Source organism: Pseudomonas sp. GW821-FHT01D09 (assembly GCF_059422465.1).
The window spans coordinates 158927-185518 of sequence record NZ_JBWKWY010000006.1 but is presented as its reverse complement, the minus strand read 5'-3'; the positions used below and the strand labels follow the sequence as shown (position 1 = coordinate 185518).

Here is a 26592-nt window from a genome sequence, read left to right as displayed (position 1 = left end):
AGAATGATGGCGCATAACCCGATGGGCACCGACCCAACCGACGACGAAAACGATCCGATCTTCAATGCCACCACACAAAAGCGCAATGTAGTGGACCCGCGCACCGGTTTGTTTGAAGTCTATGTGCCCTTGCCGGCGGTGACCGGCAATACCGGCAACGGGCCAGTAATCGAAATGAGCCTGCACAATACCCCAGTGGTCAATAACGAAGCGGCACTGGGGGATGGTTGGTTCTATGCCATGACCACCTACAGCGAACGCCACAAGAAGCTCACCTTGCATTCCGGTGAAGTGTTGACGGTGGAAAAGGATAAAGATCTCAAGCAATCCGCCGTGATTGCGCAATGGAGCGCTGGCAAGCTAACCGTTCACCGCAAAGGTGGCCGCACGGAAGTGCTGACACTGCTGGCCAATACCGGCATTTACGTACCCGAGTCCCTGACCAGCGATGGTTACAACCACGTGACCCTGAGCTGGATGACCACCGCCCATGTCATCGACGCCAAAACCTACTACCAGATCCAGTTGACCGAAATCCGCGACGCCACCCGCAGCCTGCTCAAGGTGCAATACACCCCCGGGGACCCGACGGCCACGCCCGTCCTCAGTTCGGCCACGATGACCTTCTGGCCCGACGATGCCGTCGAAACCCTGAGCTACACCCTGGCCATCGAGGATTACGCCCTCAAGTCCATCAGCCTGGGGGCGGATATCAAAAGCAGTTTCGAGTACCTGGATCACCCGACCTGTGGCTGGCTGCTGACCAGCATCACCAGCTTCGACGGGCTCCAGGAGCAGGTGCAATACCTGGACAACGGGCTGACCTTCCCGGACAACCCCAAGCTGTCGGCGCTGCCGTGCGTCAGCACCCATACCCTGACACCCAATGGCGGCGGGACACCGGTCATCACCACCTATGTGTACCAGCGCCAGGACCCGGACCACTACCGCACGATCATGAGCGAGGGCGTGCCGGCTATTCGCACGACTACCTATAACTACAATGAACAGCACAACGTCACCTCCGAAGTTCTGGTTCAAGGTGGGGCCAGGACAGAAATAAAATACACGATGGTGGCGCAGGAAGATCTGTACAGACGCACGACGACCACTACCTATACCAAGGGCAACAAGAACCGTGAAAAAATCATCGACAACCACTTCGACGAGCATTCAGCCCTTAAGAAAAACGTGCAAAATGGAGTCACAACGGAGATCGGTTACCCTGTTCGCAGACTTGTCGAGACAGCCCCCAGCCAAGCTCTGAGGAAGGTTCATGCACTGCTTAGCGTCATGAAGGCGACGTCCAAACAGGCACCGACCCTAACCCCTCCTTTTGATTGGCCTCCGGACCTTCAGTTTGTGCTGTCGCCTTTTGAGTCAACTTATATTGATGCCGAACTCATCGAAACCCCCGGGCTACTATCAATTATTCCGGAACTGTTGCCCTTTTTAGCGTTGCTCTCCGGGTTGTTGAATGTGGCGCAGTTCAAGCAATACGGGTACACCGAAATACCGGGTCTAAATGAGCTCAAAGTCCAAAGCTGCTTACAGGGAGCTCTGGCGACGAACTCAGTTGCCGAGGGCGTCTTGACCGGTCAGTACATCGACTATTTCGTGAGTGATGACTTTCGCAAAGGTCGCCAAAAGATCTTTGGCCAGATGTCACTCAGCAACTACAACCTGATGCCAACCTATATAGAACCCATTCGCACGTACAATTATGTTCTAGGCGGCGTTGCCAACACTGAGCTGACCACCCAGACCACCGAAACCGACGCAACCGGCAACACCCGTACTTCGTCGCAAACCCATAGTGTCCTCAGTGGCCGTCTTGTCCGCCAGGTCGACAGCGATGGCAACCGTACCGAATTTGCCTACAACCCATATGGGCAGCTCATCACCCTGACCACCTGCGCCCAAAGCACCACGTATCGCCAGGTCACCACCTACACCTACCCCGCCCCGGGGCAAGTGGCAATCACCGACCCCAACGGGAAAACCCACTTGAGCCAGTACGACGGCCAGGATCGATTGGTCAGTGAGTACTTGCTCGAAGGCAGCCAACGCAAGCAAACCAAGGCGGTTACCTATGACCGCCTTGGGCGTGAACTGCGCATGTCGAGTTTTGATTACGACGAGAACGGGACTCAGCTTACCCTCTGGCAGGAAGCTCAGTACGACGACTGGAATGCCGTCAGCGGCCGACGCTACAGCGATGGCCGGGAAGACTTCAATCAGTATGACCCCATCGCGCTCACCCGTACGCAATGGACCGGCAAGGCCACCGACAAGCATGCCACCGTCACGTTCTATAACACGGACGAAACCATTAAGAAGATTGAATGGAAAGACCAGAACGGCACGGTTTATCAAACCCAGGCGGCCAGCTATACCCGGGCCAAGCAAGTGGAGCGGCTGCACACTGACAACGAATTCGGCTCCACCACGATTGACTATACCTACGATGGCAGCGGTCGGCTGCTGCAGGAGAAACACAGCGAAAAAGCTCCAGGATTGCTCGAGCCCTCCTTCATCTACAGCTACCACTACACCTACCCGGTGCATTGGCTGCTCAAAGAGGCCACGCAAATCGAGCTTGAGTCCGCCGGAAAACGCCAGGTCCTGGGCAAACGCAGCTTCGACAGTTGGGGCCGGGTGACTTCACTGACCCGTGGCAGTTGCACCGAGACCTACACCTACACCGGTACAAGTCCGGTGCCCGCCACCACCGTGACCGCCGACGGCCGCACGCTCAAGCATGACTACATCAAGGAATTGGGCAATCGCCTGGCCAAGGTCAGCACGGTGGATGGCAGCGCACAGAAGACGTTCACCTACGCCTATGGCACACAAGGTATTGCCACGGCATCCGAGGGCGAACATTTCCTCCAGTACAACCATGACCTCTATCTGAATATCACCCAACAACGGGTGCAAACCGAGCCTGGTCAAAGCAAGGAAGTGCTTTACACCCACTCACCAGGCGCACGCTTGCTCAACAGCACCGACGCACAGGGTCAGCAGACGCTGTTCATCTACAGCCGTAACGGGCAACGCTACGCGACTAATAACTATCATTTCACCACCAGCCATAATTACGATGATCAGGGACAGTTTCAGGAAGAAATCATCGTCGGCCCTTATAACCTGGCGCCCATCTCCCCAATAACCTTCAAGGTGAATTACACCCACGACTCACAACAACGTGAAACCAGCCGCCAGTTCACACTCACCGATAAAGTTGACCTCCTGCTGGAAAACACCTATTACACCGATGACAAACTGAAATCTGCCCAACTGAAACAGGGCACCGCCGTGCTGGGCTCCCGCAGCCTGACTTATACCCCCGGCGGCCGGCTTATGGCCTGCACCACTACCGGTGTCTGGCGGCCAAAGACACCGGCCAACAAAAACATCGACAAGCAGGAGTTCACCTACGACGCACTGGGGAATGTACTCACATGCATCACCACCTTTGGCAGCGCAAAAAACACCGCGACCTACACCTACGATGCCGCCAATGGCTATCGTCTTGCGAAAATCCAGAACAGCCATGGGGATTACAGCGCGTCTGCCACCTTGAGCTATGACGCAGCAGGACGGGTGACCCGGGATCAGGCGGGCAAGACCTACAGCTATGACTGGCTGGGACGGCTGATCCAGGCCGGCAGTACGTACTACAGCTACGACCCTTCCGACCGTCTGATGACCCGTGATGACGGCGGCGGACCGAGCCAGATCATCTACAACGGGCTCAAGGCCTGTGGGGACTACTCGCCTGGGAATCTCGATAGTAGCCGCAACCTCAACCCCGGCAGTGCCGCCTGTACCGCACAACAGATCAAGCGCTCCGGGGTCCAGAGAACGCTGTTCGAGCTGAGGGATATCAACGGCAGTGTAGTGGCCAGCTATGACGCCCAGGCACAAACCCTCAAGCATCATGCGTATACCGCCTTCGGCGAGCACTTTTCCGAGGAGAGCGACTCGGTACTGGGCTTCAATGGCGAATACCGCGACAGCAGCACCGGTCAGTACCCCCTGGGCATGGGCGGTCGCTGGTATGACCCTGTCACCGGGCGGTTTCGTATCCCGGATGACCTGAGCCCGTTCGGCAAGGGCGGGCCGAATCTCTATGCCTATTGCGCCGAAGGAGATCCGGTCAATTATCGGGACCCCACCGGACACTATTCCGTGGATCAGCAACTACGAAAGATTTGGGGAGACAAGTTGCCTGGCCCCTTCGGACTAGGGCCCGCAGGATCGTTGATTCATACGATACTGTGGGGAGGGATCGGCGTATTGACCGCTGTGATGACAGGAGGGGCATCCCTGTTACTAACGGCAGCCGCAGTCGCATTTGCCGTGACCTCGCTTGCCACCGGCATTGCCTCGGTGATAGTCAGTTCTTCAGACCCCACCGCCTCCCGCATCCTGGCCTGGATCTCCCTGGGCACAGGGGCACTGGTCGGGCTGGGGACGCTGGCGGCCAAAGTGGTGAGGCTTGGCATGTATCTGGGGCGGTCTCTGCCGTCGGTCGCCAGGAACCTTGTCAGCAAGGCGTCAACCACAGTGGTCAAAACCCTCAGGCAGTCACACGTGGTCCGGGGCATTGAGCGTATCTGGGCAATGGCGTCCCCCCGCACAAACGTGAGCGGGCTGGGTCTCTACAACGATCAGTCGCTAATGATCCAACGTGGAGCGTCAAGCCCGTTAGACATAGGAGACGTGAACACACTCTTGTTCGTGACTTCCGGGGTCTTGGGGAATCTGGAGGTCCTTGAGTCTGAGCCTGCACAGCTTGCCGATACTTTTGTCGGGGATATTACGTGGTTGCCCTTCGGCAAATTCGACAGTTTGTGGCTGAAGATCAGGGTCCGATAAGGTCGGTGCAGCCTTGAACTACACCAAAGGCACGCGTACCTCAAGCTGACCGAACAGGGCCTGATGCCCTGCTCGGTTAGTGATTGTCGCTAACCACTGCCAGAGCAGCGCCTAAAGCAGCGTCCAGGTATAACTGAGGATCAACCGGTTCTCATTGATATCACTGCGGTAGTTTGATCGCGCCATCACATTGCGCAGGCGAATCCCCAGGCCGCTGAGCACGCCGCTTTGCACGGCATACCCGATATCCAGGTCACGCTCACGGTCGCGACCTTCATAGCCGGCACCGGTGTTGACGTTGTTGCCCGTGATATAGCGCACCGTGGTCGTCAGCCCCGGCATCCCCAGCGCGGCGAAGTTGTAGTCATGGCGCACCTGCCAGGAGCGTTCGTCGGTATAGGCGAACTCGTAGGTGGGCACCTCGTTGCCCAGCGGCGTGATATTGGCAAACACCCGTGGGAAAGCGCTGTCGCCATACATCGCCTGATAACCGACAGAGAAGGTGTGGCCACCACGCTTGGCCGACAGCAGCGAGAAAAAGGCCTGGTTGTCGATCTTGCCGAGTAACTGCCCGCCCTCCTCGCGTGCCGTGTAGTAGCCCAGGTTGGCGCCCAGCACCCACGTCCCGAACGGCTGGCTGTGCTTAAAGCCGATAAAGTCCTGGGCGTAGATGTCCTGCAACTGGCCATGCCAGAGGCTGACGCTGCTGCGCTCGCGATTAAAGGCATAGTCGCCGCCGACATAGTTGAAGGCATCGCTCTGTGCCCCGCGCTGCGGCATATGGCCGAGCATGGCAATCATCTTGCTGTCACCGGCCTCGTTGCGCAGGCTGGTAGTGCTCAAGTGCCCGGCCTGTAGCGTAAGGCCCGCGATCTCGCTGGAGCTGAGGTTCAGCCCCTGGTAACTGGGCGGCAGCAGGCGGATATCGCTGAAGGCCAGTACCGGCAGGTTGGGTTGCAACTCACCGACTTTCAACTCGCTGCGCGAGACCCGCGCCTTGAAGGTCAGGCCCAGGCGGCTGTAGTCGTCGGCGGCGCGCCCATCGTCCTTGACCGGTAGCAGGCCGCTATTGACCCGGTCCGGGCTGCTGTCGAGCTTGAGGCCCAGGGTGCCCAGGGCATCCAGGCCAAAGCCCACGGGGCCGGGGGTATAACCGGATTTATAGGTGAGGATAAAGCCCTGGCCCCACTCCTGGGCCTTGGACTGTTGGTTGGCGCCAACGATGTCGGAAAAATCGCGGCTGAAGTAATAGTTGCGGGCCTGCAAGGTGGCCGTGGAACCCTCGAAAAAACCACCCTCGCCCGCCACTGCCGCAAGGGGCAGCCCTAGCAGGGAAAGCCAGATACGTTGTGTGTTCATGTCGTTGCTCTTTGTTTTTATTATCGACAGGGGTGTAGCTACAGCGCCTGGGCGGCTGGCAACGCAATACGGGTGCGCCGCTCATTCAGGGCGAACACCGTCATCGCCAGCGCCGCCACGGCACCGGGAATGGCAAAGGCCATAAAGTTCAGTTGCAGGGGCAGTTCGATCGCCATCAGCGCGCCGCCCAACAGCGGGCCGACGATAGCGCCATTGCGCCCGATGCCGGAGGCCCAGCCCAGGCCGGTGGCGCGGATCGACAAGCCATAGAGCTGCGCCGCCCCGGCATACAGGAGGATTTGGGTGCCGATGGTGGTGGCGCCGGCGATAAAGATCAGCAGGTACAGGACCGGCATCGGGCTGTTGATGCCCAGCAGGCTGATGGAGACTACGGCGGCCGCAAAGAAGCTGATCACCACTTTCACCAGGTTCAACCGATCCCCCAGCCGCCCGCCGAGCAGCGCCCCGGCCATGCCACCGAGGTTCAGCGCAATCAAAAACGACAGGCTCGACCCCAGGCTGTAGCCGGCCCCGGCCATCAGTTTGGGCAGCCACGAACTCAAGGCATAGACCATCAGCAGGCAGCAGAAAAATGCCGTCCAGATCATGGCTGTGCGTACCGCCAGGCCATGGCGAAACAGCTCCACCACCGACGCGCCCTGGCGTTTGACGTCCGTGATGAGCAGTTCATCCAAGGGGTTGATCGGCGTGCCTGGCGACAGGCGATTGAGCAGCGCCCGGGCCTGTTCCATCCGGCCCTGGCGGATCAGGAACCCGATGGACTCGGGCAGCCACAACACAATCAACGGCAACAGCAGCAGCGGGATGACCGCCACGAAAAACATCGACGACCAGCCGTAGGCCGGCAGCATGAAAATCCCCACACTGGCGGCGAGCATGCCCCCCAGGGAATAGCCGCTGAACATGAAGGCCATCAAGGTGCTGCGTACTTTTTTCGGTGCATACTCGTTGATCAGTGCGGCGGCATTGGGCATCAGCCCACCACAGCCAAGCCCGGCGATAAACCGGCAGATGCCGAACTCCGTGGGGCTGCTGGCAAAGCCGTTGACCACCGTGGCGACGCTAAATAACGCAAAGCAAAAGACGATGCCTTTCTTGCGCCCGAAGCGGTCGGCCAGGGTGCCGAAGATCAGCGCGCCGAACATCATGCCGAACAGCGCATAACTGCCCAGGGCGCCGGCTTGCAAGGGCGTCAGGCCCCACTCGCGCATGATCGACGGCAGGACCACGCCATAGATAAACAAGTCATAACCATCAAAGATCAACAGCAAGGCACACAGGCTGACAATCAACCAGTGGAAGCGGTTGAACGGGGCATTATCGATAATCGAATGAACGTCATGGGTACGCATGGCAGTGCTCTCATTATTGTTGTTGTGAGTCAGTGTCTGCAGGTGGAACGCTATTAGCCGAGGTCGCCACCGCCTACCGGCAAGGTCACGCCGGTGATGTAAGAGGCTTCGTCAGAGGCCAGGAACAGGATCGCGCCCACTTGCTCGTCGATGCTGCCGTAGCGTTTCATCGGGCTGCTGTCCAGGGTCTGGTCGACGATCTGCTGGTACCACACGCGCTCCTGCTCGCTCTGCGCCTGGCTGTTGCGCGGGATGCGGCGCGGCGGGGCCTCGGTGCCGCCCGGCGCGGTGGCGTTGACGCGGATGCCGCTGCCGGCGGTCTCCAGGGCCAGGCAGGCGGTCAGGGCATTCACCCCGCCCTTGGCCGCGCCATACGGCACCCGGTTGACCCCACGCGTGGCGACCGAAGACACGTTGACGATGGCGCCGCTGCCCTGCTCCAGCATGTAGGGCAGCACGCAATGGCAGCACCACAGGGTGGGGAACAGCGAGCGGCGCACTTCGGCCTCGATTTGCGCCTCGGCGTAGTACTCGAAGGGCTTGGCCCAGATGGTCCCGCCCACATTGTTGACCAGGATATCGATGCGCCCGAAACGCACCTGGGCGGCGGCCATCACCTGGGCGCACTCGGCATGCTGTTCCAGGTCGGCGGTGAGGGTCAGCACCCGCGGGTGCTGCACTTCGTGCACCAGTTCCGAGCGATCGACCGCGACCACCCAGGCCCCCTCCTCCAGCAACCGCTCGGCCACGCGCCGGCCGATGCCCTGGGCGGCGCCGGTGACCAGCGCAACCTTGGTGTCAAAACGTAGAGTCATGCTGATTTCCTCAGGCGGCGTCAGAGCTCGCGACAGCGTTAGGGGTGAACTTCTCGTAATGGAAACTGGCCGGGCTCACGCCCTGGCTCTTGAAGTGCTGGCGCACCGCATCGACCATTGGCGGCGGCCCGCACAGGTAGACGTCAATATCGCCGTCATTGAGCACCTCGCTGGCCATATGCTGGGTGACATACCCCTGGCGTGGGTGTGCGGTCTGCGGGTCGGCCACGCAGGTGACAAGCCTGAGGTTGGGCAGCCGCGCAGCGAAGGCCTCCAGGGCCTCGACCAGCACCAGGTCCTGATCCCGCGTCACCCCATAGATCAGGGTGATCGGCCGGGTTTCCCCGCGCAGGGCCAGCACTTCAAGCATCGACAGAAACGGCGCCAGGCCAGTGCCGCCGGCCAACAACAGCAGCGGCCGCACCACCTCACGCAGGTAAAAACTGCCCAGTGGCCCGGTGATCAGCACGCTGTCGCCCGGCTGGGCGCGTTCCAGCCAGCCGCTCATCAACCCGCCCGGCACATGCTTGATCAGGAAACTGGCCAGCGCCTCCCCGGGGCGGCTGCTGAATGAATACGAGCGGGTTTGCCCACTGTCGGGCACGTCGATATTCACGTACTGCCCGGGCAGAAACACCGGCGCGTGGTCCAGCTCGAAACTCACCTCCAGCGCGGCATCGGCATGCCGGGTGATGCTCGCCAGTGTCGCGGCAAAGCGCGTGGTGCCGGTCTTGCAGGCACTGGACGGCACCGGCACGGCAATCACGCAATCAGAATGCGGCACCATCTGGCAGGTCAGCACCTGGCGCTCCTGGGCTTCATCCGCACTCAGGGCGTCTTCGATGTAGTCGTCGCCCAAGTCGTAGGCGCCGGTTTCACAGCGGCACTTGCAGGTGCCGCACACCCCGTCCGAGCAGTCCATGGGCAGGTTGATACGTTGGCGGAAAGCGGCATCGAGGACCTTCTCCCCCACCTGGCAGTCGATAAAGCGGGTCACCCCATCCTCGAAGTTCAGGGCAATGGCATACGTCATGGCGGTGTCCTCAGATGTGGTAGATGTCGATGACCTGGTGGATGTAGTCGTTTTTCAGCACCACCTTCTTGCGCGTGATCAGCGGCTGCTCGCCGCGGATATCCAGGCCATAGAACGAGGTGCCGAAATAGCTGTCCGTGGTCTTGTAGCGGTGGCTGAGGGTGTGCCAATTGAAACGCAGCTCCACCTGCGCGCCATCGTCGGCCAGCACTTCGAGGTTACAGAGCATGTGCACGGTGCGCGGCTCGGGCGTGCTGGCGCTGGAGCGTTCGGTCTTGATCCGAAAGATGCGGTCTTCCAGGCCGTCGCGGCTGGGGTAGTAGATCAGCGAGATTTCGCTTTGCGGGTCTTCGGTGAGGGTGTCGTCGTCATCCCAGGCAGGCATCCAGAATTGCACCTTGGGCGAATAACACGCCAGCCACTCATCCCACTGGCGGTCATCCAGCAGACGTGCTTCGCGGTAGAGAAAGTCCAGCAGGCGCTCACGGGACAGGCTCATGGCTGCACCTCCCGGTCGCTGGCGATCAGGCCTTGCTGTTCACGTTCGATCGCACGCTGCAGGCTTGCGGCCCAATGCGCGTGCTGGCGCACGAACAAGCCCTCGTCTTCGGTTTTTACCCCGCTGAGCTGCGGCTGCATGCCCATGGCCCGGGCATTGTCGTCGGCCCCCTCAACCCACTGCTTGGCGCCACGGCTAAGGTCATTCCACAGGGTGGTCGCGCCCTGGTAGCCGGTCTGGCAGGCGCGGAACTCTTCCAGGTCATCCGGGGTTCCCATACCGCTGACGTTGAAGAAGTCTTCGTACTGGCGGATACGTGTGGCCCGCTCCTCGGCACTTTCACCAATCGGCGCCATGCAATAGATCGTCACTTCGGTCTTGTCCACCGCAATGGGCCGCACCACACGGATCTGCGTGGAGAACTGGTCCATCAGGTACACATTGGGGTAGAGGCACAGGTTGCGGGTCTGGTCGACGATAAAGTCGGCGCGCTCCTGGCCCAGGCGCTCGGCCAGCGCCGCGCGGTGGGCATGCACCGGGCGCACTTCGGGGTTGAGCAGGCGCGTCCACAGCAGGATATGCCCGTGATCGAAGGCGTAGACCCCGCCCAGGCTTTTCGACCAGCCATTGGCGTCGACAGTGCGTGTGCCTTCGGCCTCGTAATTGCGCCGGCCCATGGTCGCCGAATAGTTCCAGTGCACGGAGCTGACGTGGTAGCCGTCGGCGCCGTTCTCGATCTGCAGTTTCCAGTTGCCGTCATAGACATAGGACGAACTGCCGCGCAGCACCTCCAGGCCCAGGGGGGCCTGGTCGACCATCTGGTCGATGATGACCCGGGTCTGGCCCAGGTAATCACTCAGTTCCGGCACCGCCTCGCTGAGGCTGCCGAACAGAAAGCCACGGTAGTTTTCAAAACGCGCCAGGCGCTTGAGGTCGTGGGAGCCGTCACAGTCGAAGCTGTCCGGGTAGGCCCCGGTCTTGCCGTCCTTGACCTTGAGCAGCTTGCCGGCGTTGCTGAAGGTCCAGCCGTGGAATGGGCAGGTAAAGGAACCCTTGTTGCCCTGCTTGCGTCGGCACAACATGGCGCCGCGATGGGCACAGGCGTTGACCAGGCCATGCAGGGTGCCTTGTTTGTCGCGGGTGATCACCACCGGTTGGCGGCCGATCCAGGTGGTGTAGTAGTCGTTGATGTGCGGCACCTGGCTTTCATGGCCCAGGTAGAGCCAGCCGCCCTCGAAGATATGCTTGATCTCCAGGGCAAACAGGTCGGGGTCGGTAAAAATGTCGCGGCGGCAGCGGAACACCCCGGTCGCGGGATCTTCCTGAACGGACTCGCGCAGTTGTACAGCGAGGCGGTCGAGTGTACTGGTCATGGGGCAGGCCCTCCGTTGTTCTTGTATCAGGCGCCCTCACCGTACGTGTTCGTCCCACTCCTCAATATCCGCTTCCTGCACATCAGTATCCGGCTGGCGCAAGCGCCTCAGCGATGGCGCTTCCAGGTCTGCGAAGGCAGCTCGCCAAAGCGTTTGCGATAGGCCTCGGAGAAACGCCCCAGGTGCATAAAGCCATAGTCCAGCGCCACTTCCGTCACGCTGCGCGCGGTGCTCAGTTGCAAGCGTGCGTGCACCTGCTCCAGCTTGCGCCGGCGTACGTAGTCACGGGGCGACAGGCCCACCTGGCGCTCGAATAGGCTGTACAGCGAACGCTCGCTGACCTTGGCCACCGCCATCAACTGCTCGATGCTGATGTCTTCACCCAGATGCTCCTCGATAAACTCGCGCACCGCCTCGAAGCCCCCCCCTTGCGCCGCCTGGGGCACCACCCGCAATACGTTGCTGGCCAGCAGCGCCAACAGCTTATTGGCCACAATCCGCTCATACAGGTCCTGCACGTGTGGCTCGGCGGCATTCTCCGCCTCATGGCAGATCAGGCCCAGCAACGGCAAAAAACCGCCCAGTTCACTGAGCGCATGGCGCGCCGCCGCAAAACGGATCCCCGGCTGCGGCAGCGTCCAGTGCTGCGCCAGGCAAGCGTTTTCCAGCAGGCGTACCGGCAACTTGATGATGAATTTCTCGCAGTCGGCCGAATAGGTCAGGTCCACCGGGTCATCGGGATTGATCAGCAGAATCTCGCCCGGCCCGAACACCTGCTCTTCGCCCCGGGAATCGGAGCGGCAGTGCCCCGTCAGCAGGATCTGCAAGTGATAAATGCTCTCCAGCGCCACCGACGTGACCCGCACCGGCGCGCCATAGCTGATACGGCACAAGTCCAGGCTGGAAAAGGTCCGGTGGCTGATGCTCGCCATGGGCCGGCCCCTGGGCGGTAGGCGAATACAGTGGCTGCCTACATGCTGATTGACATAATCCGACACGGCATAGGCATCGGCACCCTGGAAAATCTGGCTGCGCTCACTCAATAGCACGGTCATGGTGCGCCTCTTTATAGTTATTGGCCTCAGGCTGAGGCGTGGCGTCGCAAGCGTCCAATATGGATAAGGTCTGACGGGATACCCTGCAGGTATGGTCAGCTTTGCCTAGGTCGATAATCCGCACTAGGCCGGGCATCATGCGGCGCACGACAATCTGGGTGGCGACATGTCTTGATACGTGTTTACCTGGACGATTATCTCGATTGATGTTGCAAGAACTCAGACAGCCTTGGCGCCGCCTTACATAAACAAGGATCATTATGTTGCGCAAAAGTCAGATCATTACCTTCCCGGCCCTGATCGCATTGTCATTGTTACTCACCGGCTGTCCGCCACCCGCCGAATTCACGCAGTGGAAACGCACGTCCACGAGCGCAGACGGTGTTAAAGCGGCCATGACGGAATGTGGCGACCCGGTAGACACTTCAATGATGCATTTACCAATAAACGAGCGGGTGCTGCAGTTCCAGTGTATGCAGCGCCTGGGTTTTAAGCGTAAAGATGGGTTTGAGTTTTGTGAAGTCATGAAGGATATTCCGGCGTGCGTCGAAGAAAAAAATGGTCGCCCGCTTAGCCTGTCCCAACTCGAAGCATTGCCGTATGGCGAAGATGAAGGCTTCTATCCAATAAAACCCGACTCTGGTCGGTATGAAGACATGCAGGTCACCTGGCGTAAAGTGGGCGCATCACGCCACTTCTCGGTACAACTTGCCAATAATCATGAAGCGCTGCCGGTCATGTACGCCTGCGGATATCCGAAGCCACTCGGGTCGAATTCGCAAGTCGCCAGCATCGGACGCACAGCCAAAGTGCAACGCTGCATGATAGATCATGGCTTTGAACCGAAAGAGGATAGGGTCTTGGTTTGTCGACCTTATCCCCAAGTGACGGGTTGTAAAAGCACCCCTGAAAACAGGGGCTGATTTTATACTGTTGCGCCTCGTAGCCCATTCTGACTTGGGTTCATAGGGCGGGCTCGTCCAGCCAACCGGCGAACAAACGGAGGGCTGGCCACCCTACTACTCGACCATAAGCCCGCGACGCACTCGCCCCGCCCTTTTATAGGCTCTGACCACCGTATTGCTCTCACAAGAAATAATCCCCTCCAAGGCTCCCATCCGGGCAGTTGAGACAGTCCACAGATCATGGATATCACGACACAACACATGCCAAAACAACTGCGAGCCTCCACTGGTACCGAACAGGCAGCGCGTGTGTTCATCCTTGGCCAGCTCCAGGGCAACCCCCTCCGCCGCCCCCGGTCGGGTTTGCAACGACAGGATCGCCTCGACCCCATAGCCCACCAACAGAGGCTCAAGCTCTACACGAAAGGTCAGGGCATTGCTATCGACAAGCCCACTCAGCATCCGCTGAACCTTCGGTTCACTGACGCCACAGGTTTCCGCCAGCACGCCCAGGCTGGCCCGACCATCCAGCATTAACGCCCCCAGCAGCCGCATCTCGTCAGCACTCAGGCTCACAGGCCCAGCCAGCACCGGCTCAGTAGGCACCGACCCATCGATCCGCCAGCGACTGGCGCGCCGGAACGACCTGAGGACCACTTGCGATTGAACCTGCCTTACCCCTGGCACCAGCGGCAGCTCTCGCACCACCATGTCAGACAGCGCCTCCACGCTCGGTAAGTTGATCTCGGTGAAGATGTCGAACTCTCCCGTTGTCGCCATGACCACCTGCGTCTGCGCCAACTGCGCCAGGTGCTCCGCCACTTCCCTCTGGCGCCCGTCGGCGACCCGAATCCACGCATGCAGCACCGGGCCGCCACCGACGACAACCGGATCAAGCTCGCCGATCACCCGGATATACCCACTGTCCATCAGGCGTTGCAGGCGGCGTGAAAGCGTCCGCTCGGCCACATCGCAGCACGCACTCAGGTCGCGCCAGGTGCCGCGTGGGTTGGCTTGTAGCGCAATCAGGCAGGCCAAATCGGTTTCATCCAGCGCGAAATGTCTTTTTTCATCCGTATAGACGATTTACGAGACCATATTCTTACAATACCTTAATTCAAGTGGCCAAATTAAAACAAAACAAAGCCGCGCATGTCCAAAAATAATTAAAATTCAAAACCAAAGGCACAAGCCAATGAATTATGCGACTCAAACGTCCCAAGCGGTAAAGCCGCAGGTATCCACCGCGCGTAAAATTGCGGCAGGCAGCATTGGCAATGCAGTGGAGTGGTTCGACTGGACGATCTATGCGTCGTTCGCGGTGTTCTTTTCAACACAATTTTTTCCGAAAACTGACGAAACGGCGTCCTTACTGGCGACGTTCGCTATTTTCGCCGTCGGTTTCTTCATGCGTCCAATCGGTGGCTGGGCGCTAGGCATCTACTCGGATCGCTATGGCCGCAAATCCGCATTGGGGGTCACCATCATGCTGATGGCCGGCGGCTCACTGATGATCGGCATTACCCCCACCTACGAGCAGATCGGTCTGCTCGCCCCGTTTTTGCTGGTGATCGCGCGACTGATGCAAGGCTTGTCGCTGGGCGGTGAATACGCGTCCGCCTCTACTTACCTGGCCGAGTTAGCGCCAGATCACCGTCGCGGCTTCTTTTCGAGCTTTGTCTTCTTCAGCTCCGCCGCTGGCATTCTGACCGCATCGGCGATCGGCTGGGCCCTGACCACCCTGCTCACCGACGAGCAGATGAGAGAGTTCGGCTGGCGCATTCCGTTCCTGCTCGGCGCCCTGGGCGGTATCGCAGGCATTTGGCTGCGGATGTCGGTGCCTGAAGCTGAAGCCTCCACGCCGCAACCCCCCAATAAGGTAGAAAAGCAGCCGCTACGCACCCTGCTGCGCGATTATCCGCGCGAGACCCTGCGCATTGTGGGCTTTTCGATCCTCAGCACATTTGCCTTTTACCTGTTCGTTATCTACATCCCAACCTATGCCATCCGGGCGCTGCACGTAGCGTCTTCGACAGCCTTTGCGGCCAATACGGTTGCCATGGTCGCGTTCATGCTCGTGCACCCACTTTTCGGCATGCTCTCTGACAAGTTCGGGCGCAAGCCGCAACTGATCGCTTTTGCCCTGGGTTACCTGCTGTTCTTCTACCCGATCATTACCAACATGCAGCCGACGTTCTCGTCGATCCTGATGGTGGAGCTGTTCGGCCTGTTGCTCTACGCGCTTTATACCTCGATCGCGCCAGCCATCATGTCCGAGCAGTTCCCCAGCAGCGTGCGCGCCGTCGGCATTGGTGCGCCCTACAACCTGATGGTGGCCTTGCTCGGCGGTACGACGCCTTACCTGCTGACCTGGTTGCAGAGCCATGGCCAAGAGAGCTGGTTCTTCTATTACGTGCTCGCAGGCGCCGCGCTCACCCTTGTGACCTTCATCAAAATGCCAGAGACCGCCGGAAAGTCACTGAAATAGGCACTGGCTCGAACAACGCGATGCAATCCCCGTCAACGACCGTCGAACACGGGGATACCGACTCACCCATCTTAGAACCCAGACATTATGCGCGAACAATCCGAAGCCCTTTGTTTCCAGACTGCCCGGCAGATTGCCCATCTGATCGCGACCCGGCAGATCACCTCGCGCGCCGTCACGCAATATTTTCTCGACCGTATTGCCCGCAGCAGTGCGCTTAACGCCTTCACGGTCGTGTTCCCGGAGCAAGCCTTGGCGGCAGCCGATGCCGCCGACAGTGCGCTCGATACCGGTCACTCCTTGAGCCCATTGCATGGCGTGCCGGTGGCCATCAAGGACAATATCGAAATCGCCAACACCCTGGCCTCGGCAGGTTCGTTAAGCCGCCTGACGGCTATCAGTTCCGCGACCAGCACCGTCGTGCAACGATTACAGGCGGCCGGCATGGTGATCCTGGGCAAGACCCAGATGACCGAGTTTGCCTTCGGCTTATCTGGACAAAACCCGACCCGAGGCACGCCCTGGAACCCCTGGGACGCCAAGCAGCAGCGTGCCCCGGGCGGATCCTCTTCAGGCGCGGCGGTCGCTGTCGCCGCCGGGCTTGCCCCGATTGCCGTCGGTGGGGATACCGGCGGATCGATACGCGCTCCCGCCTCGCTGAATCATTTGGTCGGCTTCAAGCCGTCCAGCGGACTCATCAGCGTCGACGGTGTCGTTCCACTGGCACCAAGCCTGGACGTGCTGGGCCCCATCGCCCGCGACGTTGACGACGCCCATGCGCTCACAGCCATCATGGCCAGCCCGTCTACCGGCACTGGGCTGAACGTTCAGTCTGAACTTGCTAGCAAGCTACTGCCCGCCACGCCGGGCACAGTGTTCGTACTGGACCAGGGGGCGTTCCCCAGTGCGCTGTCCATGGGCACCCGCCGGGTCTGGGATCAGGTATTGGTCAATCTGCACGCGGCCGGCTGGACGCTCGAGAACTGGGCTCCCCAGGCTGAGTTGGATATCGGCCAGCTTTCCGAGTGCAACTCGATGATCATTGCCTATGAGGGCTATCGCCAGTTTGGGCACCTTGCGCATGACCCCGCGCAGCTACTCTGGAAGGTGGTACGCCATCGAATCCTGGCGGGCGCGGATATCAGCCGCGACGCCTACGAACACGCCATTGCACAGCGTGCCAAGGCAGCCGAGGCCTTCACACGAGCGATCGGTTTATCCGGTGTATTGTTGATGCCTGTCAGCGGTCACGGTGCCTTGCCCCTTGATGACGAAGACACCCACCACGCCAGTATTGGCCAGTTCAGCCGAGCGGGTAATTACCTCGGCACTCCAGCAATCGCCCTGCCAGCCGGTTTCGATGAAGCCCAGATGCCGATTGGCGTGCAGCTGCTATCCCCGGTGTCTACCGACATGCACTTGCTGAAAATAGCGAGCGCGATGGCACCTTCACTCTTGCTTGACGCGCGCAAGCCTGCGCTTGAGCGGTGGGGGCTTTAAGCCGGGAGCCATCCGAGCAGCATCTAGCGGCACGCCTCCAGTCAGGCCAATGCAGCCTCTGCTGCGGCCGCCTGACGTCATCATCACAAAACAATAAGAATCATCTGATTCTAACTTCGGATCTGACCAGATAGATTACTGGCGTAGCAGGCTACTGTAAGGAACGGCAATGCACGCCCTGAGTCGCCAAATGCAACAAACAATTTTTACAATGAGCTTTTTGATGATGGACATACTAAAACCAGCGACCCTTACTGCACTGTTAATTTTATCGTGGAACGCGACAGCGGCAACATGCTCTTTTTATCCGGGTCACCAGCAAAGCACAGTCAAATTTACGCTCCCCCTTACAATATCGCTTCCACGCGACGCGCCGAACGGGACCGTTTTATATGAAAGCCCACCCAGCACACTTCAGAACGTTGCAAGCTCGTTTAAGTGCACGAGTGAATCCAGCAAAGGCGTGATAAATAGTGTTGGTTCTACCGTACCCGACGCCGTTACATTCCCAATTGGAGATACGGGAATCGCTTGGCAATGGTTACGTATTGATACCGATAAGCTGTTAAAAGGCTTTCCAGGCTCAATAAAGCAAAAGGTGGGTGGTTTTGGTTACAACGGGACCTCTCATGCGATTCGATTAATGAAAATTGGAAATATTTCTAACTCCCGAATTGCTCCTGGCATCCTCGGCCGCGACGCTATAGGCGGAACCGAACCATTAGCCATGGAAATTATTGGTGCTGGAACGTCCGTAATTCCACAATCATGCGAAACGCCGGACGTTCAAGTCGACATGGGGCCTCACGATATCAGCTCATTTCCAACGATGGGGGCTTATTCCAAATCGGTACAGTTCAATATCAAGGCTAACAACTGCCCGACAGGCATGAACAAAGTCACCTATTCCTTGAAAACAACGCCGGGCAGCCCTGTGCAAGATGTATTTAACGGGACGATTAGTTTAAATCAAAGCTCAAAGGCTAAAGGTTTGGCTTTGCAAATACTCGGCGAGAACGAAGAACCTGTTGTCTTCGACCAAGACTACACCGCAGGCAACTATTCAGCTTCAGGAGGGAGTTTTACCATCCCATTAGCTGGGCGATACATTCGGATACTACAAACGGGAAGTAAAGGCGGGTTCGATCCAGGGATGGTCCCTGGAACTGCCAACGCAGAGCTCTGGTTCATCATGAGTTACCTTTGAACCAACCCTAAGCGTTAGCGCCTTGGGGCGCCGTACATTGCTGACAACGCCCGCCCCCCTCAAAGCCGAAACCGCCCCACCGACTGCGCCAACTGCCCCGCCAGTGCCGACAACTCATCCGTCGTCCCCGCCGTCTGGCCAATCACCCGGGTATTGCCCTCCGACATCCCGGCAATCATCTCGACCTGATGCGCAATTTCATTACTGGCCAGGCTTTGTTCGCCAATGGTGCGCGTGATGTCGTGGACCAGTTGTGTGGTGTTCAACGTCGCATCCAGAATCTCGCGAATCGCACGTTCCACATCGGCCGTGACCGCCATGCCTTTATCCACCTGGGCCACACCGGCTTCCATGCTGGTCACCGCCTCGCGGGTACTTTGCTGGATGCGCGAGACCATGCTGGCGATTTCCTGGGTGGAAGCACTGGTGCGCCCCGCCAGGCTGCGCACTTCGTCGGCCACTACGGCAAAACCGCGGCCCTGCTCGCCAGCGCGGGCGGCTTCGATGGCCGCGTTGAGCGCCAGCAGGTTGGTCTGGTCGGCGATGCCCTTGATCACCTGGATAATGCTGTAGATCCCTTCGGACTCCTTGTCCAGTGTGCGGATCACCTGGGCCGATTGTTGCGCCGACTGGGCGATGCCGTCCATATCGCTCACGACCTGGTGAATGACCTGCCCACCGTTCTTGGCCAGGGTTTCGGCCTGGTTGGCCATTTCCAGGGCGTGCACGGCATGCCGGGTGATTTCCTCGATGCTGGCGGTCATTTGACTGGTGGCGGCCGACATGGTCCCCGCCGCCGAACTCTGCTGCTGGCTGCTGACGGCCACCTCATGGCAACCGCTGCTCAACTGCTGGCTCATACGGGTGATGCCCTGGGCGTTGTTGCGCACCGCCTCAATCATGCCGCGCAAGTCATGCTGCATGACCGCCAGGCTGCGGATCAGCATACTGGCCTCATCGCGGCCGACAGCTTCGGGAATCGATTCGCTGAGGTTGCCGTGGGCAATGCTCTCGGCAATCTGCCGCGCCAATTGCAACGGCCGCATGATGCTGCGGGTAACCCAATAGCCTTGGGCGCTCAGTAACAACAGGCACAACACCAGCACCACGCCGAGGGTGAAGTTGGCGCTGCGCACGGTTTGACGGGTCTGCTCGCCACTGGCCTTGGAGTTGTTTTCGATCAGCTCGCTCAAACTGGCCATCTGGCCTTCCAGCTGGGTGAACGCGCTGGTAAAGGCGCCCAGCTCTTGTTGCGCGGCGACGGGATCGTCCATCGCCACACTGACAATCCGCTCACCCGAGGCAATGTACGTGTCGAGGCTGGGCTTGATACCGCTCAGCGCGCTCTTGAGGGTGTCGTTGAGGGGAAGTCCGAGGTTATCACTCAGCGCCTTGCGAAAATGCCCCGCATGTTCAGTGATGGCTTCCTGCACTTGCTCCCGGCTGCTGACACTTTTGCCCAGCCCCACCAGCATCGCCGACAGCACATCGGCGCGCAGCGCGTCGTGCATCATGTCGGCCTCCAGGTGATTGCTCAATGCGGTCATGCTGACCTCACTGTCAATCATCGCCGCCTCCATGCGCGCATTCCCCAGGTAGTTCACCAGGCTGATGATAAGAACCGTGAGCACACTGGTGCCGATCAGTAATAACAGACGTAGTTTTATCGACATCCCTGAACCCTCTGCGGTTATGGACTAAAACAAGGTGCTGATGGCTGTCGTGTAAAACACATCGACGCGTTCGCTACCCATGATTTAAGCCTACTTGCAGGTTTTCGCTGCGGTAATGGCGATTTAGGTCTCGGTGTCTTTTGAGACTGGCGCTCCGTAGCCACGACCGAGCCCATCCACTCGCCCCCCAGGGAGTCGTCAAGCGCCAGGTAGAAAACGCGGACCACTGGAATAAACAACAGTGCTTTTTCGGCTATAACTCGCAAACTCTTACAGTCAACCAACACCAAAATTACACTTTGGTAATATCAGCGTTATTAAACACTTTTTTCACACGCTGGCGCCCATAAATAGTTAAAGTCAACGCCACACAGACTCTTGAATACGCGTAGTTCTTTCGATGAAGCCCCCTGCATACCGTGACACTTACACCCCCCTACCTTGCTATTTAACAGTTGGAATACTTGCCACCGGCACTCATTACATAACACTTTTGTTATTGTCGCAGGTTCTACCGGCACTCATTGCGACGCTGCTGGGAGCCATAGCCGGAACCGCCGTAAGTTACCAAGGCAATAAACGCTGGACGTTTACAAAAAACCACCCACCCGACGCTTATCAATGGTTGCGTTTTTGCATCACGGCCCTCGCCTATAACTGCGCAAACCTGGCGCTGATGGCCGTCCTGCTGGAGCTCTGGCCCCAGCACCTTTGGCCGATGCAAGTGATGACCACCCTCGCCCTGACGTTGATCACTTATCGAATCAATCAGTACTGGAGCTTTCGCCATGAACCCGTCAAGACCTGAGCGCCCCCCTCGCCCGCTGCTCAGTGTGGTTATCTGCTGTTATAACGAAGCCAAGGTACTTCCGATCTTTCATAAACGTCTCATGGCAGTACTCAAGACACTAAGCATTCACCACGAAGTGTTGTACGTGAATGATGGCAGCCGCGATGGAACGCTGTCTTTACTGGACGGTTATTGCCAGACGCCCGGAGTTCGATGCCTGAATCTAAGCCGCAATTTCGGCAAGGAAGCGGCCATGGTCGCCGGTCTGGATTACGCGGCCGGGAATGCGGTGTTATTTATTGATGCCGACTTGCAAGACCCACCCGAACTTATTCCATTAATGGTTCATCATTGGCTTGCCGGCAGCGATATTGTCAATATGCAGCGCCGCAGTCGTCTATCGGATACCTCAAGCAAACGCATCAGTGCCCATCTCTACTACAAACTGATGAACTTCCTGGCCGATAAGTTTGATGTTCCCGCCGACGTCAGCGACTTCCGCCTGATCGGCCCTGCGCCCCTGGCAGCGTTGCGAGCCATGCCAGAGCGCACACGCTTCATGAAAGGCCTGATCAGTTGGCTGGGGTTCAATACCATCGAGTTGCCCTACGACCGTGAGCCGCGCAGTGCCGGCCTCAGCAAGTGGGGGCCGCTGGCATTGATCGACCTGGGCATCGAAGGTGTCTTGGCGCTTTCGCGCAAGCCGTTGCGCTGGTTCAGCCTGCTCAGCCTGGTGATTTTTGTCGCGACCCTGGTCTTTCTCATCCATCAGATGAGCGTCAGCACCGTCAGCTCCCATCACGTGATCATGGGCATTGCCGCGTTTATTGCCCTGGGCATCGCCATGATCGGCGAATACCTGGGGGCCACGCTGAGCGAGGTCCGGCAACGCCCCATTTATCTGCTCAACAACCTGCTCGGCGAAGCCCCCAAGCGGCCAGAACACACCTGCCCAACCCCTCCTCGTGAACAAGAAAAGCACTGATGACCATGACAACCCGTACGCTATGGCTGCTATTGATTGCCATTTTGGGCCTGCGCCTGGCCAGCCTGGGCCTCTACCCGCTGATGGACACCTCCGAAGCCCGTTACGCTGAAATGGCGCGCAAGATGCTGGTCCTCGGGAACTGGGTAACCCCACTGTTCCAGGTGGATGTGCCTTTTTGGGGCAAGCCACCGCTGTCGTTCTGGAGCCAGGCGCTGGGCATGAAGCTGCTGGGCATCAATGAATTCGCCATTCGCTTTCCGGCATGGCTGTTTCATGTTGCCAGTTGCCTGCTCATCATCCGTTTTGCCCGTGAGCAAGTGGACGAAAAAACCGCGCTCTTGGCGGCGATTATCTTTTCCAGTTCGACCCTCGGCCTGTTGTCGGCCGGTGTGGTGTTGACCGACCCGGCGCTGAGTTTCTCGGTATTGCTGGCCAGCTATGGTTTTTGGCGCGGCATAACCCAGGGGGACCGGCGCTGGGCGCTGGCCGGGTTTGCCGGGCTGGGGCTTGGGCTGCTGGCGAAGGGGCCGTTGGCGGTCGTGTTGGTGGCGATTCCAGCGCTCATCTGGACCCTCTGCTACCGCCCATGGCGCGCGTTTTGGCGCTTGCCCTGGATCACCGGCCTCTTGCTGATGCTGCTGATCGCCGTGCCCTGGTACCTGATTGCCGAACAGCGTACGCCTGGTTTTCTCGATTACTTCCTCGTGGGAGAGCATTGGAAACGCTATGTGGTCAGTGATTGGGCCGGCGACTTGTACGGCAGTGCCCATGCCCGGCCAATCGGGGCGATCTGGCTGGACCTGTTGCTCGCCTTTTTCCCATGGACGCTGCTGTTGCCCGCGCTTTACTTTGGTTTTCGACGCTCGGCACTGGCGGGGCGCTACTACGCGTTCATTGCCCTGTGGGCCCTGGCCACACCGGTGTTTTTCACGTTCTCCGGCAATATCCTGTGGACTTACCTGCTGCCGTCGCTGCCAGCCTGGAGCCTGTTGCTGGCGGGCGTACTCAATCACGGGCCTTGGCGTACCGGCAAAACCGTCACCGGGTTGAGCCTGGCACTGCTGCTGCCGGTGTGGCTGCCGATTGCCGCCATCGATGGCCGCGTCTTTGACCGGCCGAACAACCAGCGCGACCTTGCCAACGCCTGGCAGCAATTGCAGGCAAGCAAGCCTGGAAACCTTTACTACTGGGGCCGTCGCTCCTATGCGGGGGAGTTCTATACCAATGGCCAGGCTCGCCAGGTAAAGGACTTCAGCACCCTGCCAGATGACCCCAGGTTCTATATCGCCCGTCGTGAACGCGACCTCAAGCGTGGCCTCCAGGCCTTGCAGCCGTTCAACTGTGTCGAACAGCTGCGTGCCAGCCAGAGTGTGTTGTTCAGGTGCGAACCGCTCAAGCCTCCTGCCTGAGCACACCGGCTTGGGCGGTGGCGACAGCGCTCTTGATCTCGGGGCGCCCGCGGGAGCAGGATAGCTGCCTTCGCCCTGACGAAAAGGACTGTCGTTATGTTCCCCCTGGATATCTGGCTGACCTATACCGCCGCCTGCCTGTTGCTGGTGCTCTCCCCCGGCCCGGACAACCTGCTGGCCATCGCCAGGGGCCTGAGCCAGGGGCGCATGGCGGCGGCCGTTTCGGGGCTCGCATCGGGCACCGGGATTGTGTTTCATGTGATCACGGCCTCATTGGGCTTGACCTTGTTGATGCAAACCTCTGCCGTGGCCTTCTGGGTCGTCAAGGTCATCGGCGCCAGCTACCTGTTGTGGCTGGGCATCAAGGTCTTGCGTTCGCACAGCCTGATCAACTTCAAGCCGGCAGCACGGCAACCGCTCAACAGCATCTTCCTCACTGGCTTCCTGTCGGCGGCGCTGAACCCTAAGCCTGGGCTGTTTGTGCTCGCGTTCATTCCGCAATTCGTCAACCCGTCACTGGGCTCGGTCACGCTGCAAATGATGGTCTACGGTGCCTGGTTCGCCGCGTTGACCGCCCTGGGCTTCGCGCTCATGGGGATTTTTGCGACACGCCTCTCGACGTGGTTGCAGCGCAAGCCCAAAGTCGTCAATGGGTTGAATGTGGGGGCCGGACTGACCTTCGTCGCGTCCGGGCTTTCGGTGGCGGCACTCAGTCAAAAATAAGGGCCTTGTTTCGGTTACCCTGTACGGCGCAGACCGCCCCGCCTCCGTGACCAGGACACCCCGTGACCCGAGAGCAACTTGAGCAGAACCAGATCCCCGTCTACCTCGTCGCCGTTATCGGCGCGGCCCTCGCAGGCCTGCTCGCCCCGCAGGCCGCACCGGGTCTTGGCGCCCTGGTAACCCCGGCAATTGCCGTGCTGATGTACGCCATGTTCCTGCAGATCCCGTTTCTGCAACTGCGCCAGGGGCTTGCCAACAAACGCTTTATGGCGGCGCTGCTGGTCGCCAACTTTGTGTTGATCCCGCTGCTGGTCTGGGGCCTGACCCTCGGCTTGAACGACCGGCCGGCCATCCTGATCGGCGCATTGCTGGTGCTGCTCACGCCGTGCATCGACTACGTGGTGGTGTTTACCCATCTTGGCAAAGGCGATGCCCGGCTGACGCTGGCCGCCACCCCGGTCTTGCTGTTGCTGCAATTGGCGCTGCTGCCGCTGTACCTGGCGTTGATACCGGCCGGCGACGCGGCGGTGGCGATCGCCATCGGCCCGTTTGTCGAGGCCTTTTTGCTGCTGATCGTGCTGCCACTGCTGCTGGCGGTGCTGACCGGCGCCGGGGCCCGGCGCTCGCGCCTGGTCGAACGCTGGAACGACGCCTGGGCGTGGATGCCCGTGCCGGCCATGGCGGCGGTGTTGATCGTGGTGATGGGGTCGCAGATCGCCTTGGTTGCGCAGGCGTTTGCACAGTTGCTGCCGGTGGTGCCCGTCTATTTAGGCTTCATGCTGCTGGCCCCCGTGATTGGGGCGCTGACGGCCCGGGCCTTTGGTTTGCCGGCAACCACCGCGCGTTCGGTTACGTTCAGCAGCGCAACCCGCAACTCGCTGGTGGTCCTGCCGCTGGCGCTGGCGCTGCCGGAAGAGCTCCGCGCGCTGGCCGCCGCTGCCGTCATCACCCAGACCTTGATCGAGCTGGTGTTTGAGCTGATTTATATCCGCCTCATCCCGGCCCTGGTCTGGCGCAGCCGCTAGGGTTGCGCCCGTGTCGCATGCCAGCGTACCAGCAAGCCGGCGTTTTGCTGGGTTGCAGTTCGCGCAACAGTGTCTTGTCATCAATGGGATTGATAGCCCCCTAACAAAACCCCCATCCTAGAAGGCTTGGCTGACGCTTATATCATTCCGAATGATAGTTACCTTTGTTTCATTCGATTCGTGAGATAGCACACAGGCCGAGCATGATCCGCCCATCTCAAATAGATTGGCGGATGCACCTCATGGAACAGTCACTCAAACATTTGCGCTATCCCCTGGCCCTTTTGGCCGTGCTGGTGTTAAGCGCATGCGGCAAGGCCCCCGAGCAGGCCGCTGCCATGCCCGCCAGCAAAGTCAGCGTTGCCAAGGTCCTGGAACAACCGGTCAACGAATGGGATGAATTCACCGGCCGCCTGGAAGCGCCGGAAACCGTGCAAATCCGTCCACGCGTGTCGGGCCAGATCGATCAGGTAGCCTTTACCGAGGGCGCGCTGGTGAAAAAAGGCGATCTGCTGTTCCAGATCGACCCGCGTCCGTTCCAGGCTGAAGTGCGTCGCCTTGAAGCCCAGTTGCAACAAACCCGCGCCGCCGCCTCGCGCAGTGACAACGAGGCCCAGCGTGGCGAGCGCCTGCGCCAGAGCAATGCGATTTCCGCCGAACTGGCCGACTCGCGCACCACCGCCGCCCAGGAAGCCCGCGCTGCCGTGGCCGGGATCCAGGCACAACTGGACCTGGCCCGCCTGAACCTGAGTTTCACCCGGGTCACCTCGCCCATCAGTGGCCGTGTCAGCCGTGCCGCGATCACCGCCGGCAACCTGGTCACCGCCGATGTCACCGAGTTGACCAGCGTGGTCTCCACCGACAAGGTCTACGCCTATTTCGACGCCGATGAACGTGTGTACCTCAAATACACCGAACTGGCGCGCCAGGGCCGTCGCGGCGCGACCACCCCGGTGTACCTGGGCCTGTCCAATGAAGACGGCAACCCGCACCTGGGCCAGATGAACTTTGTCGACAACCAGGTCAACCCGGCCACCGGCACCATCCGTGGCCGTGCCGTGTTCGATAACACTGACGGGCGTTTCACTCCCGGCCTGTATGCGCGCCTGAAATTGGTGGGCAGCGGCACCTACTCCGCCGTGTTGATCACTGACGAAGCCGTGGGCACCGACCTGGGCAAGAAATTCGTGCTGGTGATGGAGGGCGACAACAAGGCGGCCTACCGCGCCGTGGAACTGGGGCCGAAGATCGAAGGCCTGCGTATCGTGCGCAGCGGCTTGAGCAAGGACGACACCATTATCGTCAAGGGCCTGCAGCGGGTACGCCCGGGATCGCCGGTCGCCCCGCAAACCGTCCCGATGGCCAGCCAGGCCACCCTCGCCGCCTTGGCCAAACAACGACAAGCGCTTGAAGCCAGCAACCTGGAACAAGTCGCCCCGCAAAATAAAACCGCGTCCAAGCTCGCCAGTGTCACGACTCCACGCGGTTAAGGG

At 59.7% G+C, this 26592-nt stretch carries 20 protein-coding genes and 1 pseudogene; 11 read left to right on the top strand and 10 right to left on the bottom strand.

Translation table 11 applies throughout. The annotated features are described in order from the left end of the window. The first annotated feature begins 6 nt into the window (after positions 1–6). Complete coding sequence (locus tag AC07W7_RS09340) at positions 7–4884, top strand: RHS repeat domain-containing protein (RefSeq protein ID WP_495039178.1); 4878 nt, start codon at positions 7–9, stop codon at positions 4882–4884. Positions 4885–4995: 111 nt separating this feature from the next. Here AC07W7_RS09340 and AC07W7_RS09335 read toward each other — a convergent pair whose 3' ends face one another. The 7 genes from AC07W7_RS09335 to AC07W7_RS09305 form a co-directional block, all read right to left on the bottom strand. Beyond that, on the bottom strand, positions 4996–6243 hold the full coding sequence (locus AC07W7_RS09335) for an OprD family porin (protein ID WP_495039177.1): 1248 nt from the start codon (positions 6241–6243) through the stop codon (positions 4996–4998). A gap of 38 nt (positions 6244–6281) precedes the next feature. Further along, the gene (locus AC07W7_RS09330) at positions 6282–7616 is read right to left on the bottom strand and encodes an MFS transporter (protein ID WP_076960891.1); all 1335 of its coding nucleotides are present in this window, start codon (positions 7614–7616) and stop codon (positions 6282–6284) included. A 53-nt stretch (positions 7617–7669) separates the two neighbouring features. Next, positions 7670–8431, bottom strand: coding sequence for a 1,6-dihydroxycyclohexa-2,4-diene-1-carboxylate dehydrogenase (locus tag AC07W7_RS09325; protein ID WP_169902205.1), 762 nt, complete (start codon positions 8429–8431; stop codon positions 7670–7672). A 10-nt stretch (positions 8432–8441) separates the two neighbouring features. Continuing rightward, entirely contained in the window at positions 8442–9464 is a 1023-nt protein-coding gene (gene benC / locus AC07W7_RS09320; protein WP_495039176.1) for a benzoate 1,2-dioxygenase electron transfer component BenC, read from the bottom strand. Positions 9465–9474: 10 nt separating this feature from the next. Beyond that, positions 9475–9963: a benzoate 1,2-dioxygenase small subunit gene (gene benB / locus AC07W7_RS09315; RefSeq protein ID WP_076960888.1), complete on the bottom strand. Its 489-nt coding sequence runs from the start codon at positions 9961–9963 to the stop codon at positions 9475–9477. Beyond that, entirely contained in the window at positions 9960–11336 is a 1377-nt protein-coding gene (locus AC07W7_RS09310) for a Rieske 2Fe-2S domain-containing protein (protein ID WP_099169641.1), read from the bottom strand. The genes benB and AC07W7_RS09310 overlap by 4 nt, the downstream gene beginning before the upstream one ends. A 107-nt stretch (positions 11337–11443) precedes the next feature. After that, on the bottom strand, positions 11444–12391 hold the full coding sequence (locus AC07W7_RS09305) for an AraC family transcriptional regulator (RefSeq protein WP_495039175.1): 948 nt from the start codon (positions 12389–12391) through the stop codon (positions 11444–11446). Positions 12392–12651: 260 nt separating this feature from the next. Here AC07W7_RS09305 and AC07W7_RS09300 point away from each other — a divergent pair, with 260 nt between their 5' ends. Beyond that, a complete protein-coding gene (locus tag AC07W7_RS09300) occupies positions 12652–13314 on the top strand; it encodes a hypothetical protein (protein WP_495039174.1) in 663 nt (220 codons plus the stop codon). Positions 13315–13410: 96 nt separating this feature from the next. Here the strand turns inward: AC07W7_RS09300 and AC07W7_RS09295 are convergent, their stop codons facing one another. Then, the gene (locus AC07W7_RS09295; RefSeq protein ID WP_495039211.1) at positions 13411–14349 is read right to left on the bottom strand and encodes an Lrp/AsnC family transcriptional regulator; all 939 of its coding nucleotides are present in this window, start codon (positions 14347–14349) and stop codon (positions 13411–13413) included. 142 nt (positions 14350–14491) lie between these two features. Between AC07W7_RS09295 and AC07W7_RS09290 the strand changes: the two genes are divergently transcribed. The 3 genes from AC07W7_RS09290 to AC07W7_RS09280 all read left to right on the top strand — a co-directional run bounded on the left by AC07W7_RS09290 (position 14492) and on the right by AC07W7_RS09280 (position 18491). Beyond that, entirely contained in the window at positions 14492–15784 is a 1293-nt protein-coding gene (locus tag AC07W7_RS09290) for an MFS transporter (RefSeq protein ID WP_169902209.1), read from the top strand. Between the two features lie 87 nt (positions 15785–15871). Continuing rightward, complete coding sequence (locus AC07W7_RS09285) at positions 15872–17284, top strand: amidase (RefSeq protein ID WP_495039173.1); 1413 nt, start codon at positions 15872–15874, stop codon at positions 17282–17284. Between the two features lie 169 nt (positions 17285–17453). Next, the gene (locus AC07W7_RS09280; RefSeq protein WP_495039172.1) at positions 17454–18491 is read left to right on the top strand and encodes a fimbrial protein; all 1038 of its coding nucleotides are present in this window, start codon (positions 17454–17456) and stop codon (positions 18489–18491) included. A gap of 59 nt (positions 18492–18550) precedes the next feature. On the opposite strand, the gene AC07W7_RS09275 is transcribed toward AC07W7_RS09280, so the two are convergent. Both AC07W7_RS09275 and AC07W7_RS09270 read right to left on the bottom strand, forming a co-directional pair. After that, on the bottom strand, positions 18551–19276 hold the full coding sequence (locus tag AC07W7_RS09275; protein ID WP_413469161.1) for a methyl-accepting chemotaxis protein: 726 nt from the start codon (positions 19274–19276) through the stop codon (positions 18551–18553). Positions 19277–19408: 132 nt separating this feature from the next. Beyond that, positions 19409–19693, bottom strand: a pseudogene (locus AC07W7_RS09270) (HAMP domain-containing protein); the annotation flags it as partial. 871 nt (positions 19694–20564) lie between these two features. Here AC07W7_RS09270 and AC07W7_RS09265 point away from each other — a divergent pair. The 6 genes from AC07W7_RS09265 (at position 20565) to mexE (ending at position 26589) form a co-directional block, all read left to right on the top strand. Then, positions 20565–20972 (top strand): GtrA family protein, encoded by a 408-nt coding sequence (locus tag AC07W7_RS09265; protein WP_076960880.1) that lies wholly within the window; start codon positions 20565–20567, stop codon positions 20970–20972. After that, positions 20953–21939 (top strand): glycosyltransferase family 2 protein, encoded by a 987-nt coding sequence (locus AC07W7_RS09260; RefSeq protein WP_236309530.1) that lies wholly within the window; start codon positions 20953–20955, stop codon positions 21937–21939. The genes AC07W7_RS09265 and AC07W7_RS09260 overlap by 20 nt, the downstream gene beginning before the upstream one ends. Continuing rightward, complete coding sequence (locus tag AC07W7_RS09255) at positions 21939–23351, top strand: ArnT family glycosyltransferase (protein ID WP_495039171.1); 1413 nt, start codon at positions 21939–21941, stop codon at positions 23349–23351. Before AC07W7_RS09260 ends, AC07W7_RS09255 begins: the two co-directional genes overlap by 1 nt. 96 nt (positions 23352–23447) lie before the next feature. Beyond that, positions 23448–24074, top strand: coding sequence for a LysE family translocator (locus tag AC07W7_RS09250; RefSeq protein ID WP_495039170.1), 627 nt, complete (start codon positions 23448–23450; stop codon positions 24072–24074). Between the two features lie 62 nt (positions 24075–24136). After that, the gene (locus AC07W7_RS09245; RefSeq protein WP_495039169.1) at positions 24137–25099 is read left to right on the top strand and encodes an arsenic resistance protein; all 963 of its coding nucleotides are present in this window, start codon (positions 24137–24139) and stop codon (positions 25097–25099) included. Positions 25100–25341: 242 nt separating this feature from the next. Beyond that, positions 25342–26589, top strand: a complete 1248-nt coding sequence (gene mexE / locus AC07W7_RS09240) for a multidrug efflux RND transporter periplasmic adaptor subunit MexE (protein ID WP_076961133.1) — start codon at positions 25342–25344, stop codon at positions 26587–26589. Positions 26590–26592 lie beyond the last annotated feature (3 nt).